This is a genomic window from Kitasatospora sp. NPDC036993 (assembly GCF_055607525.1).
In genome coordinates this window covers 101,108-114,565 of the sequence record NZ_JBVJRP010000013.1, presented here as the reverse complement: position 1 = coordinate 114,565, position 13,458 = coordinate 101,108, and the positions used below count along the sequence as shown (strand labels likewise).

The following is a 13,458-nucleotide window of genomic DNA, read 5'->3' as shown; positions in this document are numbered from 1 at the left end:
CGCACCCGGTCTCAGCGGGGGCGCGCCCGCAGCCGCAGGTAGACCGTGACGGTGACGGTCGGCCAGACCGCGCCGAGCGTCACCAGCGCGGCGGTCCGCAGCGCGGGCGTCGGCCTGACCGCCATGCCGAGGCCGGCCATCGCCAGGGCGGTGAGGCCGACGGCCGGCAACCCGCCCAGGAAGGCGATGAACGCCTCCAAGTCCCCGCCCCTGCGCGCCATCCGGCACCCCCTTCGGGGTCATCATCGGGTGCGCGCGGGAGCTTGTCACGCAGTGGCGGTCCTGGCCCGTCACTCCATGCCGCGGCGCTTCATGACGCGCCAGGCGACCTCCAGGGCGATGCCGCAGACCACCGCGACGGCGACGCCCGTCAGCGGGTCGCGGAAGCCGACCAGGGAGAGGTCGAAGAACCTCTTCAGCGGCGGGACCAGCAGGACCAGCGCGAAGGCGCCGCCCATGGTGCCGATCAGCAGCAGGCGCCACCAGCTGTACGGGCGGGCGACGATGGCGAGGACCCAGATGGCGATCAGGAAGAGCGTCAGGGTGGCCACGCTGGTGTCGGCCTTGAGGTCGGTCGCGTGGTCGGTGCGGGCGAGCGTGTAGGCGACGAAGGTGCCGACACCGGCGATGGCGCCGCCGGGGATCGCCAGCCGCAGCACCCGCTTCACGAAGCCGGTGCGGGCCCGCTCGTTGTTGGGGGCGAGCGCGAGGAAGAAGGCCGGGATGCCGATGGTCAGCGAGGACAGCACGGTGGAGTGCCGGGGCAGGAACGGGTACGGCGAGTGGGTGAAGATCACCAGCAGCGCCAGCAGGACGGAGTAGACGGTCTTCACCAGGAAGAGTGAGGCGACCCGCTCGATGTTGCCGATCACCCGGCGGCCCTCGGCCACCACCGAGGGCAGCGAGGCGAAGGAGTCGTTGAGCAGCACGATCTGGGCGACCGCCTTGGTGGCGTCGGAGCCGGTGCCCATCGCCACGCCGATGTCGGCGTCCTTGAGCGCGAGCACGTCGTTGACGCCGTCGCCGGTCATCGCCACGGTGTGGCCGCGGGACTGCAGCGCCCCGACCAGCCGGCGCTTCTGCTGGGGGGTGACCCGGCCGAAGACGCTGGTCCGGTCGGCGGTCTCGGCGAGCTCCTCCGGGTCGGCGGGCAGGGAGCGGGCGTCCAGCGGGTGGTCGGCGCCCGGCAGGCCCAGGTGGCCGGCCACCGCGCCGACCGAGACCGCCGCGTCGCCGGAGATGACCTTGGCCCTGACCCGCTGGCTCTCGAAGTACCGCAGGGTCTCGGCGGCGTCCGAGCGCAGCCGCTGCTGGAGCACCACCAGGGCGAGCGGGGTGAGGCCGGCCGCCGGGTCGGGGGAGTCCAGCGGGACGGGCGTGCGGCCCAGCAGCAGCACCCGCAGGCCCTGGGCGCCCAGCTCGTCCACCTCGGCCAGCGCGGGGTGCCCGGCGGGCAGCAGCACGTCCGGCGCGCCGAGCAGCCAGCTGGCCTCGCCGCCCTGCGGCTCCAGCAGCTGCACGCCGCTCCACTTGCGGGCGGAGGAGAAGGGCATCGCCTCGATCACCCGCCAGCCGTCGCGTCCCGGAGCACCGTCGGAGGCGTCGCCGCGCCCGTACGCGTCGATGACCGCCTGCATGGACGCGTTGGGGCGGGCGTCGGCGCCGGCCATCACGGCCAGCGCGTGCTTGACGGTCTCCGGGGCGACGGCGGCGGGCTCCCCGTTCGAGAGCACCCGCAGGTCGACCACGTCCATGCCGCCCTCGGTGAGGGTGCCGGTCTTGTCCAGGCAGACGGTGTCCACCCGGGCCAGGCCCTCGATCGCCGGGAGCTCCTGGACCAGGCACTGCTTGCGGCCGAGCCTGACCACGCCGATCGCGAAGGCGACCGAGGTCAGCAGCACCAGTCCCTCGGGGACCATCGGCACGATGCCGGCCACCATCCGCCGCACGGCCTCGCGCCAGTCCCTGCCCTCGACGGCCAGCTGGCTGATGATCAGGCCGAGGGCGGTGGGGATCAGCAGGTAGGTGATGAACCGCAGGATGCTGTCGATGCCGGTGCGCAGCTCCGACTTGACCAGGGTGAACTTGCTGGCCTCCTCGGCGAGCCGGGCCGCGTAGGCCTCGCGGCCGACCTTGGTGGCGGTGAACGTGCCGGCGCCCGCCACCACGAAGCTGCCGGACATCACCTGGTCGCCGGGCTGCTTGAGGACCGGGTCGGGTTCGCCGGTGAGCAGCGACTCGTCGATCTCCAGGCCGTCCGCCTCGGTGACCTCGCCGTCCACGATCACCTTGTCGCCGATGCCGAGCAGCACCGTGTCGTCGAGGACGATCCCGGAGACGCCGATCTGCTGGACGGTGCCGTCCCGGCGGACCTGCGGGCGGGCCTCGCCGATCAGGGCCAGGCTGTCCAGGGTCTTCTTGGCGCGCAGCTCCTGGATGATGCCGATCGCGGTGTTGGCCACGATGACCAGGCCGAACAGGCCGTCCTGGAGCGGACCGACGATCAGGATGATCCCGAACATCACGCCGATGATCGCGTTGAACCGGGTGAAGACGTTGGCCCGGACGATCTCCCTGGTGGACCGGCTGGACCGCACCGGAACGTCGTTGACCTGGCCCTTCGCGACCCGCTCCGCGACCTCGGCGGCGGTCAGGCCGCCGCGCCGCCCGGGCAGCAGGCCGAGCGGGTGTGCTCCGTCCGGGTGGTCCCCGTCGGCCGGCTGCTCTTCCGCGGGCTGGGCAGGCTGCGTCATGGCACCGACTCTACGGGTGCCTTATGTCCGGTGCGTGCTACTAAAGGACTATTCAGTCCGACCGGGTGGCAGGGTCCTGGCCGTCGTCCTCGGCGGCGCGTTCGACGGTGTGCCCGGCCGGGCCGGCGGCCGCCTCGGCGGCGCGGCCGCGGGCGATCGCGTCCCGCCGGGCGCGGCAGTACCAGAGGCCGATCAGGCCGAGCAGGCCGCCGGAGAGGCAGATCCAGGGCCAGGTGCCGTGCCCGTGGTCCGAGAGGGTGCCCTGGAAGGGCAGCAGGGCGACGAAGGCGACGAACCACAGCACCGTGCCGCCGCCGACGATGGCGACGTCGTTGGCCTCCAGCGGAGGGGGCGAGGGGTGCAGTGGCGTCCTGGGCATGGGCCTAGCGTACGGTGCGGTGGGGCGCCTTGACGGGCGCGGAGGCCCCGTGCGGGCTCTACGCGCGAAGATAGCGCGTGTGCGATCGGGAAACCATACTTAAAGATCTGCGCCCGGCCATCGTCGCCCCGGGCGTCCCCCTCCCTCTCCTCAGCTCCCCCACAGAGGACGCACGCATGCCTGTGGTCCAGCCGACCACCGAGTCGCCCGAACCCGCCGACGCCGCGCCGAAGCCCCCCACGAGCGCCGTCGACCGCTTCTTCCGGATCAGCGAGCGAGGCTCCACCCTGCCGCGCGAGATCCGCGGCGGTGTCGCCACCTTCTTCACCATGGCGTACATCCTGGTGCTGAACCCGATCATCCTGGCCAGCGGTACGGACATCACCGGGGCCCACCTGGACAGCGGCCAGCTGGTCACCGCCACCGCCCTCACCGCGGGCCTCACCACCCTGCTGATGGGTGTGATCGGCAACGTCCCGATCGGCCTGGCCGCCGGCCTCGGCGTCAACACGATCGTCGCGCTCCAGCTCGCCCCCAAGATGACCTGGCCGGACGCCATGGGCATGGTCGTGCTGGCCGGCTTCGCGATCATGCTGCTGGTCGCCACCGGTCTGCGCGAGCGGGTCATGAACGCGGTGCCGCTCGGCCTGCGCAAGGCCATCGCGATCGGCATCGGTCTGTTCATCAGCCTGGTCGGCCTGGTCGACTCCGGCTTCGTCAGCCGCATCCCGGACGCCGCCCACACCACCGTCCCGCTCCAGCTCGGCGGCAACGGGCACCTGCTCGGCTTCCCGGTGCTGATCTTCGTGGTCGGCCTGGTGCTCACCCTGATCCTGCTGATCCGCAAGGTGCCCGGCGCCATCCTGATCAGCATCGCGGTCTCCACCGCGCTCGCCGCGATCATCGACAAGGTCGCCGACATCCCGGCGCTCAAGTGGGGCCTCACCGTCCCGACCTGGCCGGGCAACCCGGTCTCCGCGCCGGACTTCGGGCTGGTCGGCAAGGTCAGCCTGTTCGGCGGCTTCGAGAAGGTCGGCGTGCTGACCGGCCTGCTGTTCGTCTTCACCGTGCTGATGTCCTGCTTCTTCGACGCGATGGGCACCATCCTCGGCGTGGCCGACGAGGCCCACCTGCTGGACGAGAAGGGCGACCTGCCCGGCATCAACAAGGTGCTGATGGTCGACGGCATCGCCACCGCGGCCGGCGGCGCCACCTCGGCCTCCGCCAACACCTGCTTCGTGGAGTCGACCGCCGGCGTCGGCGAGGGCGCCCGGACGGGCTTCGCCTCGATCGTCACCGGCCTGCTCTTCGTGGTGGCGCTCTTCCTCACCCCGCTCGCCACCATGGTCCCGGCCCAGGCCGCCACCCCGGCCCTGATCACCGTCGGCTTCCTGATCCTGGCCAACTCGATCAAGGAGATCGACTGGGCCGACTACACGATCGCGATCCCGGCCTTCCTGACCATCGTGATGATGCCGTTCACCTACAGCATCACCAACGGCATCGGCCTGGGCTTCGTCGCCTTCTGCATCCTGCGCGTCGCCGCCGGCCGCGGCCGCGAGGTGCCGGTCCCGATGTACGCGGTGGCGTCGGTGTTCGCCTTCTACTACCTGATGCCGGCCTTCGGCCTGCTCTGACGCCGTACGGCCCCCCGACGGCCCCGCGCTCCCCGGAGCGCGGGGCCGTCGGCGTCTCCGCGGGCCCGCCCGGTCAGTGGACGCAGAACTCGTTGCCCTCCGGGTCCTGCATGATCGTCCAGGCGCCGCCGGGCTCCTCGACGTGCCGGAGCGCGGTGGCGCCGAGGGATTCGAGGCGGGTGACGGTGGCCTCCCGCTCGCCCGGGGCGGCGTGGACGTCGAGGTGCAGGCGGTTCTTGCCCTGCTTGGGCTCGGGGACGGCCTGGAACAGGACGCGCCGGCCGAGGCCGGTGTCGGAGGCCGGGTCGAACGGGTCGTCGGGGTGGCGGACGGCGGCCAGGGACCGCCAGGCGGGGTGGCCGTCCACCTCGGTGAGGGCGTCCGGGCCGACGGCGCCGGCGGCGAGCAGCCGGGCGATCAGCGTGCTGTGGTCCTCCGGCGCGTACTCCAGGGCGGCGGCCCAGAAGGCGGCCTGGCGGTGCGGGTCGGCGCAGTCGATGACGAGCTTCCAGTGCAGCGGCATGTAACCGGTTATATCGGTTACCCGAACACCGGGCAATGATCTCGGTCGGAAGCTGTCAAAAAGGCACCCGTGTAGGCGAGTTGGCGGAGGGAATACTGGCTGGACGGAGAAGGGGGAGGGGACTCGACCAATGGTGCAAGAGGATCCGCCGGGGGGCGTCGAGGCACGGCTGCTGCCGGAGCTGTTCCGGACGACGGACAAGGCCTCGCTGGACGGCCAGCGCGAGACGCTGCGCTGGTACCGGGGGCTGATCGCGATGCTGGTGGTCGCCGCCGTGATCGGGTCGTTCCCCGGCCCGGACGACGACAGGAGTGGCGTCGACCCGTGGCCGATGCTCTCGGTGGCCGCCTTCCTGGTGGCCGGGTACTTCTGGTCCCGGCTGCGCCGCAGCAACCCGCAGGGGCGCTGGTACCAGGCCAGGGCGGCGGCCGAGTCGGTCAAGACGCTGGCCTGGAAGTACACCGTCCGGGCCCGGCCGTTCGACGGTGAGGCCGAGTCCGCGGACGTCGACCGCGGCTACCTGCTCCAGGTCGAGGACGTGCTGCGGGCCTTCGAGGACCCGGAGATCGTGCCGCCCGACAGCGTCGCCGAGATCACCCCGGAGATGCGGCGGCAGCGCGCCGAGAGCCTGTCCAGCCGGCGCACCCTGTACCTGCGCACCCGGGTCGAGGGCCAGCGCACCTGGTACCGCTCCAGGGCCGAGGCCTGTGACTCGCAGGCGGTCTCCTGGGGGCTCGGCATCGCGGTGCTGATCATCGTCGGCGCGGCGGCGGCCATCGCCCAGGCCACCGGCGCGCTGTCGGTGCACCTCTTCGGCGCCACCTCGGCCGCGGCCGCGGCGATCATCGCCTGGACGCAGCTCAAGCAGCTCGGCCCGCTGGCCGCCGCCTACCAGCTGGCCGCGCGGGAGCTGGAGAACGTCGGCAACCAGCTGTCCGACCTGGACCTCAAGGTGCCGGACGCCGAGGCCCGCTGGGCCAGGCTGGCCGCCGAGGCGGAGGACGCGGTCTCCCGGGAGCACACCATCTGGCGGGCCCGCCGGGCGTTCCCGCGCTGAGCCGTACGGAACCGGGGGTCGGGCAGGACCGGGGGTCGGGCAGGACCGGGGGTCGGGCGGGACCGGGGGTCGACGGGAGAGAGTACCCGGCGGGAGCGGGGAGTCGGGGAGATCCGGCGAGACGCGGGGGTCACTCCAGGGGGGCTAGACCGAACGGATGCCCGGCCGGATCGATCAGCACCCGCAGGGTGCGGCCGTGCTGGTAGGCGGGCTCGGTGGCGCCGAGTGCGAGGGCCTTCGCGGTGGCCTCGTCCAGGTCGTCGACGTAGAAGTCGAGGTGGAAGTGCTTGCTGCCGTCCGGCTCCGTCCACGGCTCGGGCCGGTACCCGGTCACCCGCCCGAAGCCGAGCGGACTGCCACCCTCGGGGTTGTCCAGGATCGCGAAGTTCTCGTCGGTGTGCCTGGTCTCCCACCCCAGCAGCTCGCCGTAGAACGACGCCAGCGCGACCGGGTCGGCGCAGTCGATGGTGACCATGGCGAGCCGGCCGAAGCCGGTGTCGCCGGACCCCGCCTGCGCGGACCGCTCGGACGGCTGCGGCCGTCCGGACTGCTCGGACTGCCGGGACTGCTCGGTGGCGACGTCGGACATGACTGGTCGGCCCTTCTGGGAGTCGAGAGCTGGGGCCCAAGACCCAATATGGCACCGGGGTGACCCCTCGGCACGGTGGCGGATCTCATTTTCCTTAGCGTAAGTAATGACGTAGGCTAAAGAGATGCCCGAGATGTCCGAGCCGGACTTCGCAGCGATCAGTCAGCTGCGGTCGTCCACGATGCGCCTCTCCCGACGACTCAAACACCAACGGGTGGAGGAGTCGCTGAGTCCCACCGAGATGGGAGTGCTGGGCACCCTCGCCCGGTGCGGGAAGGCGACGCCGGGTGAGCTCGCCCGGAAGGAGCACGTGCAGCCTCCTTCGATGACCAGGATCGTCGCGATGCTGGAGGAGAAGGGGCTGGTGCGGCGCGAACCGCACCCCGAGGACCGCCGTCAGGTGGTCGTCAGCAGCACCGAGCAGGCCGAGACGATCCTCGCGGAGAGTCGCCGGCGCCGGAACGCCTGGCTCGCCGAGCTCGCCCAGGGGCTCGACGAGGAGGAGTGGGCCGTCCTCAGGGAGGCCGCGCCCGTGCTCTACAAGCTCGCACACCTCTAGGGCGCGTCTGACGATTCGCGTCGCGAGCCCGACTGGAATTGTCAGACAAGCCCTGGGCACACCGAATCCGGCGAGCCGCCGGGAGAAGAAGGAGTACCGCATCACCGCAGGACCGACCAAGGACACCAGGAGCGCGACGGCCACCGCCATGGCCGTCGCGCCGCGAGGGGAGACCACAGTGACACCGCCGGCCGCAGCCAGCGCCGCCGCCATCCGCACCGACGACCCGACCACCGAATCCGCCGCGGCCAGTGCCGCGGCCGCCGACGCCCAGGCACCCGCCCCCACGGGGCAGCCGGGCAACGGCGACGACGACCCCGACGAACGCACCGCGGCGGACCCCGCCGCTCCCGGCCGGGCCCACCTGCCGGCCCCGTCTCCCACAGGTGCCGAATTCACCCGGCCCCGGGGGATGTTCTCCTCCCTGCGCGTTCGCAACTACCGCTACTACTTCGCCGGCCAGGTGGTGTCCAACACCGGTACCTGGATGCAGCGGATCGCCCAGGACTGGCTCGTGCTGAGCCTCACCGGCAGCCCGCTCGCGGTCGGCATCACCACCGCCATGCAGTTCCTGCCGATGCTGCTGCTCGGCCTGTTCGGCGGCGTGCTCGCCGACCGGATGCCCAAGCGCCGGCTGCTGATCTACACCCAGGGCGCGATGGGCCTGCTGGCCGTCGGCCTGGCGGTGCTGACCATCGGCGGTGCGGTGACGCCGTACTACGTGTACGCCTTCGCGCTGCTGCTCGGCCTGGTCACCGTGGTGGACAACCCGGCCCGGCAGGCCTTCGTCGCCGAGATGGTCGGGCCCGAGGACCTCGCCAACGCGGTCAGCCTGAACGCGGCCAACTTCCAGACCGCCCGGCTGGTCGGCCCCGCCGTCGCGGGTCTGCTGATCGCCGCGGTCGGCAGCGGCTGGGCGTTCGCCGTCAACGCGCTGTCCTTCGTCGCCGTGATCGGCGGGCTGCTCGCGATGCGGGAGAGCGAACTGCGCCCGACCGAGCCGATCGCCCGGGAGAAGGGGCAGCTGCGCGAGGGGCTGCGGTACGTCAGGGAGCGGCCCGAGCTGCTCTGGCCGATGGTGCTGGCCGGGTTCGTCGGCACCTTCGGCTTCAACTTCCCGACGCTGCTGGCCGGTTTCGCGTACGACACCTTCAAGGTGGGCGCCGGCCAGTACGGCCTGCTGAACACCGCGATGGCGGTCGGCTCGCTGACCGGTGCGCTGCTCGCCGCCCGCCGGGGCGTGCCGCGGCTGCGCCGGCTGGTCGGTGCGGCGCTGGCCTTCGGCACGCTGGAGGTGGTCGCCGCGTTCGCGCCCGACTTCTGGACCTTCGCGCTGCTGCTGATGCTGGTCGGGGTCTTCGGGCTGAGCTTCAACACCTCGGTCAACGCCTCGTTGCAGCTGGCCACCGACCCCGCGATGCGCGGCCGGGTGATGGGCCTGCTGGTGCTGGTCTTCACCGGCGGCACGCCGATCGGCGCCCCGATCGTCGGCTGGGTGACCGCCTCGTACGGGCCCCGGCTCGGCCTGCTGGCCTGTGGACTGGTGTCCGCGGCGGCGGCCGGTGTGGTCGGCCTGGTGCTGGCCCGCAGCGCGGACCTGCGGGTGCGCTTCGACCTGCACCCGGGCCGCGGCGGCCGGGTGGTGGCCTTCGTGCCGCGGACCGGTGCGGCGCGCAAGTCGGAGCTGGCGACGGCCTGCTGACGGACCGTCCGGTTTCCCTGGAGGTCGACGGGATCTTCGGGGAAACCCGTGGGGTCAGAGCCGGATGGCGAGGACCTGGCCGGGCCAGACGCCGTCCGGGCGTTCGACCTCGAAGCCCTCGGTCTCGGTGAAGCCGAGCGCCCGGTACTGGGCGACCAGCCTGCGGTCGGCGCCGGCGTAGCAGTCCACCCGGAGCAGGCCGATGCCGCGCCGGCGGGCCTCCTCGACCGCGTCGGCGATCAGCGCGGCGCCGATGCCCGAGCCCTTGAGGCCGCGGTCGGTGACCAGGTTGCGGACGAACAGCTCGCGCTCGTCCACGGCGGGGACGAACGTGCCGCGCTCCTCGGACAGCACGCAGGAGCCGACCGTACGGCCCCGGCCGTCCACCGCGAGGCGGATCAGGAACGGCTCGGCGCCGTACCTGCCGATGTGCTCCACCCTGGCCGGGTCGGTGCTGAAGGGCTGGTCGCCCCACTGGCCGGTGCGCTCCTGCCCGGCCAGCCAGGCCACGGCGCCGTCGAGCAGGGCGAGGACGTCGGGGATGTCCTCGGGGCCTCCGGTGCGGATCTTCACGCCGCTGGAATCGATCATGGACCCGTTCTATCCCGGACCGGGGGTGCGCGGGAAGGCGTCCGCCCGCGCGGGAGGATGGGCGCATGAGGTTGTTCGTGGCGGTGCTCCCGCCGGCCGAGGCGTTGCGGGGGCTCTCCGACGCGGTCGCGCCGGTGCGCGGGCTGCCCGGGGCGGACCGGTTGCGCTGGACCGGGGTCGAGGGCTGGCACCTGACCCTGGCCTTCCTGGGCGAGGTGCCGGCCGAGCGGCTGCCGGAACTGGGGGAGGGCCTGGCCGCCGTGGCCGGGGTCCAGCCGGTGCACCGGCTGCGGATCGCGGGCGCCGGGCGGTTCGGCGACCGGGTGCTCTGGGCCGGGGTGGAGGGCCAGGGCCGGGCGCTGCGCCGGCTGGCCGAGGCCGTCACCGAGGCCACCGCGGACGTGACCGGTGCCACCGACGGCTTCGCCTTCCACCCGCACCTCACCCTCGCCAGGGCCGGTTCCCACCGAGGCCGACGGCGGGCCGTGCAGCGGGTCGCCGCGGCCGAGCTGGACGTCCTGGTGGCGGCGCTGGCCGACTACCGGGGGCCGGAGTGGGAGGCCGCCGAGCTGCACCTGGTGCGCAGCGACCTGGGCGGCGGCTTCGCGCACTACGAGTCGCTGCGCTCCTGGGCGCTGGCGGACTGGAGCTGAGGACGGCCCCGGGCCCGGGAGTCCGGGACCGGGGAGCCCGGGGAACGGCGGACCGCTCCCCGGGCCCGGTGGATCAGCTGGTGTAGTAGCCCTGGACGTCGGCCACCAGGTCCAGGCTGCCGTGCGGGTTGTACAGCTCGATGAAGCCGTCGGCGCTGACCGGGACGATCGTCATGGAGGCGATGTCCTGCCCGGCGGTGTAGTTCAGGTTGGAGGTGGCGGGCACCGGGGTGCCGGCCTTGTGCGCGGTGACGTGGCCGGCCTGGTCGGCGTTGGTGCCGGTCAGGTTGAGCACGACGGCCGCGACGTTGTCCGGCACGCCGCCCAGCCCGGTGACCTTCACCCGGGTGGTGGAGCCCGGGCCGGCCTGGTGCTGCGGGGCGCCCAGGCCCTCGCGGGTGTCGAGCACCCGGGTCGGGGTGGCGGGGACGAACAGGCCGTGCTGGCCGGCCGGGGTGCCCGACACGTTGCCCTCGAACTTGCCGAGGTAGTCGACCACCACGTGGGCCGCACCGGAGTTGGTGTAGAGCGCGAGCTTCCCTTCCCGTCCGGTGTACGCGTACGACAGGTTGGTGGCCGTCTGGCCCGCCGAGAAGTTGACGTCCGAGATCGACCAGGGCTGCTGCCCCGCCGGGTACATGGTCAGGTGGGCGTCCTCGGTCGGCTCGGTGACGGTCGCCTGGACGACCTGGAGGCCGCTGATCGAACCGACCGAGGAGATGTCCAGGTCGAAGACGTTCCCGGCGCCGCCGAGCAGCTTGCCGGGGTGGCCGCCGAGGTCCGTGCGGGTGTCCAGGAGACGCCGCGGCTCGCCGAGCTCGAAGGTGAAGCCGGGGGTCGTCACGGGGGCCGCGCTCCGGGGGACGTACCAGCCCTGGAGGTCGGCGACCAGGTGCACCCGGCCGATGTGGTTGTACAGGTTGACGATGCCGTCCGGGCCGACCCGCACGGTCACCCGGTTGCTGGTGACCTTGTGCTCGGTGTCGACGTTCAGGTTGGACACCACCGGGCGGGCGGCGCCGCCCGGGTAGGCGGTGATGTAGCTGTCCTCGGTCGAGTCGACGGCGGTGACGTTCATGACCACCGAGCTCGGCAGCCGGTCGGCCGGGACCTGGAGCAGCTTGGCGATGTCGAGCCTGACGACACCGTCCGGGCCGACCTTGCCGCTGGGCGCGCCGTTGCCGACCCGGGTGTCGAGGATGCGCCAGTTCGAGGCCGAGTACCAGACGCTGGCCGGGCCGACCTGGTCGGCGGCCGGGGTGCTCGGGGTGGCGAAGGCGGCCGGCGCGGTCGGCAGCACGGTGCCGGCGGTGAGGACGAGGGCGGCGAGGGCCGCGGCGCGGGACGTGCGCATCAGAATTCCCCCCTGATTGTGACGATCATATGATCGTGCTGTGCACATCGTAGTGGGGGGCCCCGGGCCGCGGCCACGGGGTTGACTCCCGTGCGGCACACGGTAGTTCGGGTCCGGAGCAGCCGGTCGCGGCGGGGTCGGAGGGGGGCTCCGCTTCGGTCCTGGGTGGGCCGGAGGTACGCTCGTTGACCGTGGATCCCAAGACTCGTATGCGCATCGTCTCCGGCACCCTGGTGCTGCTGCTGGTCGTCGTGCTGATCAGCTCACTGGTCGGCCGGTAGGCCCGGAACGGCGAGAGGGCCACCGCCGGTCGGCGGTGGCCCTCGGCCGTGTCCTGCGGAGAACCGGTCCCCGGGCCCTCAGGGGGCCGGGTCCGGTGTCCTCGGGACGGTGGTCAGAGCTGCTCGACCACGTAGTCGATGCAGTGGGTGAGCGCCTCGACGTCCGCCGGGTCGATCGCCGGGAACATCGCGACGCGCAGCTGGTTGCGGCCCAGCTTGCGGTACGGCTCGGTGTCCACGATGCCGTTGGCACGCAGTGCCTTGGCCACCGCGGCGGCGTCCACCGACTCGTCGAAGTCGATGGTGCCGACCACCTGGGAGCGCTCGGCCGGGTTCGCCACGAACGGGGTGGCGAAGGAGGACTTCTCGGCCCAGGAGTACAGCCGGGACGAGGAGTCGGCGGTGCGGGCGACGGCCCAGTCCAGCCCGCCGTTGCCGTTCAGCCACTCCAGCTGGTCGGCCAGCAGGAAGAGGGTGGACAGCGACGGGGTGTTGTACGTCTGGTCCTTCGACGAGTTGTCGATGGCCGTCGGAAGCGAGAAGAACGGCGGGATGTAGCGGCCGGAGCCGGCGATCTCGGCGGCGCGCTCCAGGGCGGCCGGGGAGAAGGTGGCCAGCCACAGGCCGCCCTCGGAGGCGAAGGACTTCTGCGGGGCGAAGTAGTAGACGTCCGTCTCGGTGATGTCCACCGGCAGGCCGCCGGCGCCCGAGGTGGCGTCCACCAGGACCAGCGAGCCCTCGTCCGCGCCCACCGGGCGCCTGATCGGCATCGCGACGCCGGTCGAGGTCTCGTTGTGGGTGAGCCCGTAGACGTCCACGCCGGCCTCGGCGACCGGCAGCGGGTGGGTGCCGGGGGCGGTCTTGATCACGCTCGGCTCGCCGAGCCACGGCGCGGCCTTGACCGAGGAGGCGAACTTCGAGGAGAACTCGCCGAAGTCCAGGTGCTGGGACTTCTCCCGCACCAGGCCGAAGGCGGCGATGTCCCAGAAGGCGGTGGAGCCGCCGTTGCCGAGGACCACCTGGTAGCCATCGGGCAGCGAGAACAGGCTGCTCACGCCCTCGCGCACGCGCTTGACCAGGTTCTTCACCGGGGCCTGCCGGTGCGAGGTGCCGAGCAGGGAGGTCTGGGTGGCGGCGAGGGCACTCAGGGCCTCGGGGCGCACCTTGGAAGGTCCGCAGCCGAAACGGCCGTCTGCGGGCTTGATGTCAGCGGGGATCTGGATCTGAGCCACCCGGGCAGCCTACCGGCCGGGGGCCCGGCGGGGGTACGGCCGTCCGCCCGCTGAGACTGTGATCGCGGCCGCAGGGAGGCCGCCCCCGGGCGCCCGGCAGCGGGCCCGGCCGGAGCCGGACCCGCTGCTCAGGGGCACTGACCGGACG

The 13,458-nt window shown here is 72.7% G+C and carries 13 protein-coding genes; 5 read left to right on the top strand and 8 right to left on the bottom strand.

Annotated features, from left to right (window positions below; all coding sequences use genetic code 11):
• Positions 1 to 11 precede the first annotated feature (11 nt).
• The 3 genes from ACZ7C5_RS26780 to ACZ7C5_RS26770 all read right to left on the bottom strand — a co-directional run bounded on the left by ACZ7C5_RS26780 (position 12) and on the right by ACZ7C5_RS26770 (position 3,132).
• The gene (locus ACZ7C5_RS26780) at positions 12 to 221 is read right to left on the bottom strand and encodes a hypothetical protein (protein ID WP_401088730.1); all 210 of its coding nucleotides are present in this window, start codon (positions 219 to 221) and stop codon (positions 12 to 14) included.
• A 69-nt stretch (positions 222 to 290) separates the two neighbouring features.
• The gene (locus tag ACZ7C5_RS26775) at positions 291 to 2,753 is read right to left on the bottom strand and encodes an HAD-IC family P-type ATPase (RefSeq protein ID WP_401088732.1); all 2,463 of its coding nucleotides are present in this window, start codon (positions 2,751 to 2,753) and stop codon (positions 291 to 293) included.
• Between the two features lie 52 nt (positions 2,754 to 2,805).
• On the bottom strand, positions 2,806 to 3,132 hold the full coding sequence (locus ACZ7C5_RS26770; RefSeq protein ID WP_401088734.1) for a DUF2530 domain-containing protein: 327 nt from the start codon (positions 3,130 to 3,132) through the stop codon (positions 2,806 to 2,808).
• Positions 3,133 to 3,308: 176 nt separating this feature from the next.
• Between ACZ7C5_RS26770 and ACZ7C5_RS26765 the strand changes: the two genes are divergently transcribed.
• Positions 3,309 to 4,769, top strand: a complete 1,461-nt coding sequence (locus ACZ7C5_RS26765) for an NCS2 family permease (protein WP_401088736.1) — start codon at positions 3,309 to 3,311, stop codon at positions 4,767 to 4,769.
• 73 nt (positions 4,770 to 4,842) lie between these two features.
• On the opposite strand, the gene ACZ7C5_RS26760 is transcribed toward ACZ7C5_RS26765, so the two are convergent.
• Entirely contained in the window at positions 4,843 to 5,292 is a 450-nt protein-coding gene (locus ACZ7C5_RS26760) for a VOC family protein (protein WP_401088738.1), read from the bottom strand.
• Between the two features lie 130 nt (positions 5,293 to 5,422).
• Between ACZ7C5_RS26760 and ACZ7C5_RS26755 the strand changes: the two genes are divergently transcribed.
• A complete protein-coding gene (locus tag ACZ7C5_RS26755; protein ID WP_470323611.1) occupies positions 5,423 to 6,349 on the top strand; it encodes a DUF4231 domain-containing protein in 927 nt (308 codons plus the stop codon).
• A gap of 130 nt (positions 6,350 to 6,479) precedes the next feature.
• On the opposite strand, the gene ACZ7C5_RS26750 is transcribed toward ACZ7C5_RS26755, so the two are convergent.
• A complete protein-coding gene (locus ACZ7C5_RS26750) occupies positions 6,480 to 6,938 on the bottom strand; it encodes a VOC family protein (RefSeq protein WP_401088742.1) in 459 nt (152 codons plus the stop codon).
• Between the two features lie 124 nt (positions 6,939 to 7,062).
• Here ACZ7C5_RS26750 and ACZ7C5_RS26745 point away from each other — a divergent pair, with 124 nt between their 5' ends.
• A complete protein-coding gene (locus ACZ7C5_RS26745) occupies positions 7,063 to 7,497 on the top strand; it encodes a MarR family winged helix-turn-helix transcriptional regulator (protein ID WP_188301008.1) in 435 nt (144 codons plus the stop codon).
• 148 nt (positions 7,498 to 7,645) lie between these two features.
• Positions 7,646 to 9,199 carry an MFS transporter gene (locus ACZ7C5_RS26740; protein ID WP_470323610.1) on the top strand — a complete coding sequence of 518 codons (1,554 nt, stop codon included), beginning with the start codon at positions 7,646 to 7,648 and terminating at the stop codon, positions 9,197 to 9,199.
• Positions 9,200 to 9,253: 54 nt separating this feature from the next.
• Here ACZ7C5_RS26740 and ACZ7C5_RS26735 read toward each other — a convergent pair whose 3' ends face one another.
• A complete protein-coding gene (locus tag ACZ7C5_RS26735) occupies positions 9,254 to 9,790 on the bottom strand; it encodes a GNAT family N-acetyltransferase (RefSeq protein ID WP_401088746.1) in 537 nt (178 codons plus the stop codon).
• 65 nt (positions 9,791 to 9,855) lie between these two features.
• Here ACZ7C5_RS26735 and thpR point away from each other — a divergent pair, with 65 nt between their 5' ends.
• Complete coding sequence (gene thpR, locus ACZ7C5_RS26730) at positions 9,856 to 10,443, top strand: RNA 2',3'-cyclic phosphodiesterase (RefSeq protein ID WP_470323609.1); 588 nt, start codon at positions 9,856 to 9,858, stop codon at positions 10,441 to 10,443.
• Between the two features lie 73 nt (positions 10,444 to 10,516).
• Here the strand turns inward: thpR and ACZ7C5_RS26725 are convergent, their stop codons facing one another.
• Positions 10,517 to 11,797, bottom strand: coding sequence for a hypothetical protein (locus tag ACZ7C5_RS26725; protein ID WP_401088750.1), 1,281 nt, complete (start codon positions 11,795 to 11,797; stop codon positions 10,517 to 10,519).
• Between the two features lie 394 nt (positions 11,798 to 12,191).
• On the bottom strand, positions 12,192 to 13,310 hold the full coding sequence (gene serC, locus ACZ7C5_RS26720) for a phosphoserine transaminase (protein WP_401088752.1): 1,119 nt from the start codon (positions 13,308 to 13,310) through the stop codon (positions 12,192 to 12,194).
• Positions 13,311 to 13,458 lie beyond the last annotated feature (148 nt).

Excerpts from the sequence above, each read along its gene's own strand:
- ACZ7C5_RS26725 (WP_401088750.1), bottom strand. The coding sequence starts at position 11,797 with ATGCGCACGTCCCGCGCCGCGGCCCTCGCCGCCCTCGTCCTCACCGCC.
- ACZ7C5_RS26775 (WP_401088732.1), bottom strand. The coding sequence starts at position 2,753 with ATGACGCAGCCTGCCCAGCCCGCGGAAGAGCAGCCGGCCGACGGGGAC.
- ACZ7C5_RS26760 (WP_401088738.1), bottom strand. The coding sequence starts at position 5,292 with ATGCCGCTGCACTGGAAGCTCGTCATCGACTGCGCCGACCCGCACCGC.
- ACZ7C5_RS26745 (WP_188301008.1), top strand. The coding sequence starts at position 7,063 with ATGCCCGAGATGTCCGAGCCGGACTTCGCAGCGATCAGTCAGCTGCGG.
- ACZ7C5_RS26765 (WP_401088736.1), top strand. The coding sequence starts at position 3,309 with ATGCCTGTGGTCCAGCCGACCACCGAGTCGCCCGAACCCGCCGACGCC.
- ACZ7C5_RS26735 (WP_401088746.1), bottom strand. The coding sequence starts at position 9,790 with ATGATCGATTCCAGCGGCGTGAAGATCCGCACCGGAGGCCCCGAGGAC.
- ACZ7C5_RS26750 (WP_401088742.1), bottom strand. The coding sequence starts at position 6,938 with ATGTCCGACGTCGCCACCGAGCAGTCCCGGCAGTCCGAGCAGTCCGGA.
- ACZ7C5_RS26755 (WP_470323611.1), top strand. The coding sequence starts at position 5,423 with ATGGTGCAAGAGGATCCGCCGGGGGGCGTCGAGGCACGGCTGCTGCCG.
- thpR (WP_470323609.1), top strand. The coding sequence starts at position 9,856 with ATGAGGTTGTTCGTGGCGGTGCTCCCGCCGGCCGAGGCGTTGCGGGGG.
- ACZ7C5_RS26780 (WP_401088730.1), bottom strand. The coding sequence starts at position 221 with ATGGCGCGCAGGGGCGGGGACTTGGAGGCGTTCATCGCCTTCCTGGGC.
- ACZ7C5_RS26770 (WP_401088734.1), bottom strand. The coding sequence starts at position 3,132 with ATGCCCAGGACGCCACTGCACCCCTCGCCCCCTCCGCTGGAGGCCAAC.
- ACZ7C5_RS26740 (WP_470323610.1), top strand. The coding sequence starts at position 7,646 with ATGGCCGTCGCGCCGCGAGGGGAGACCACAGTGACACCGCCGGCCGCA.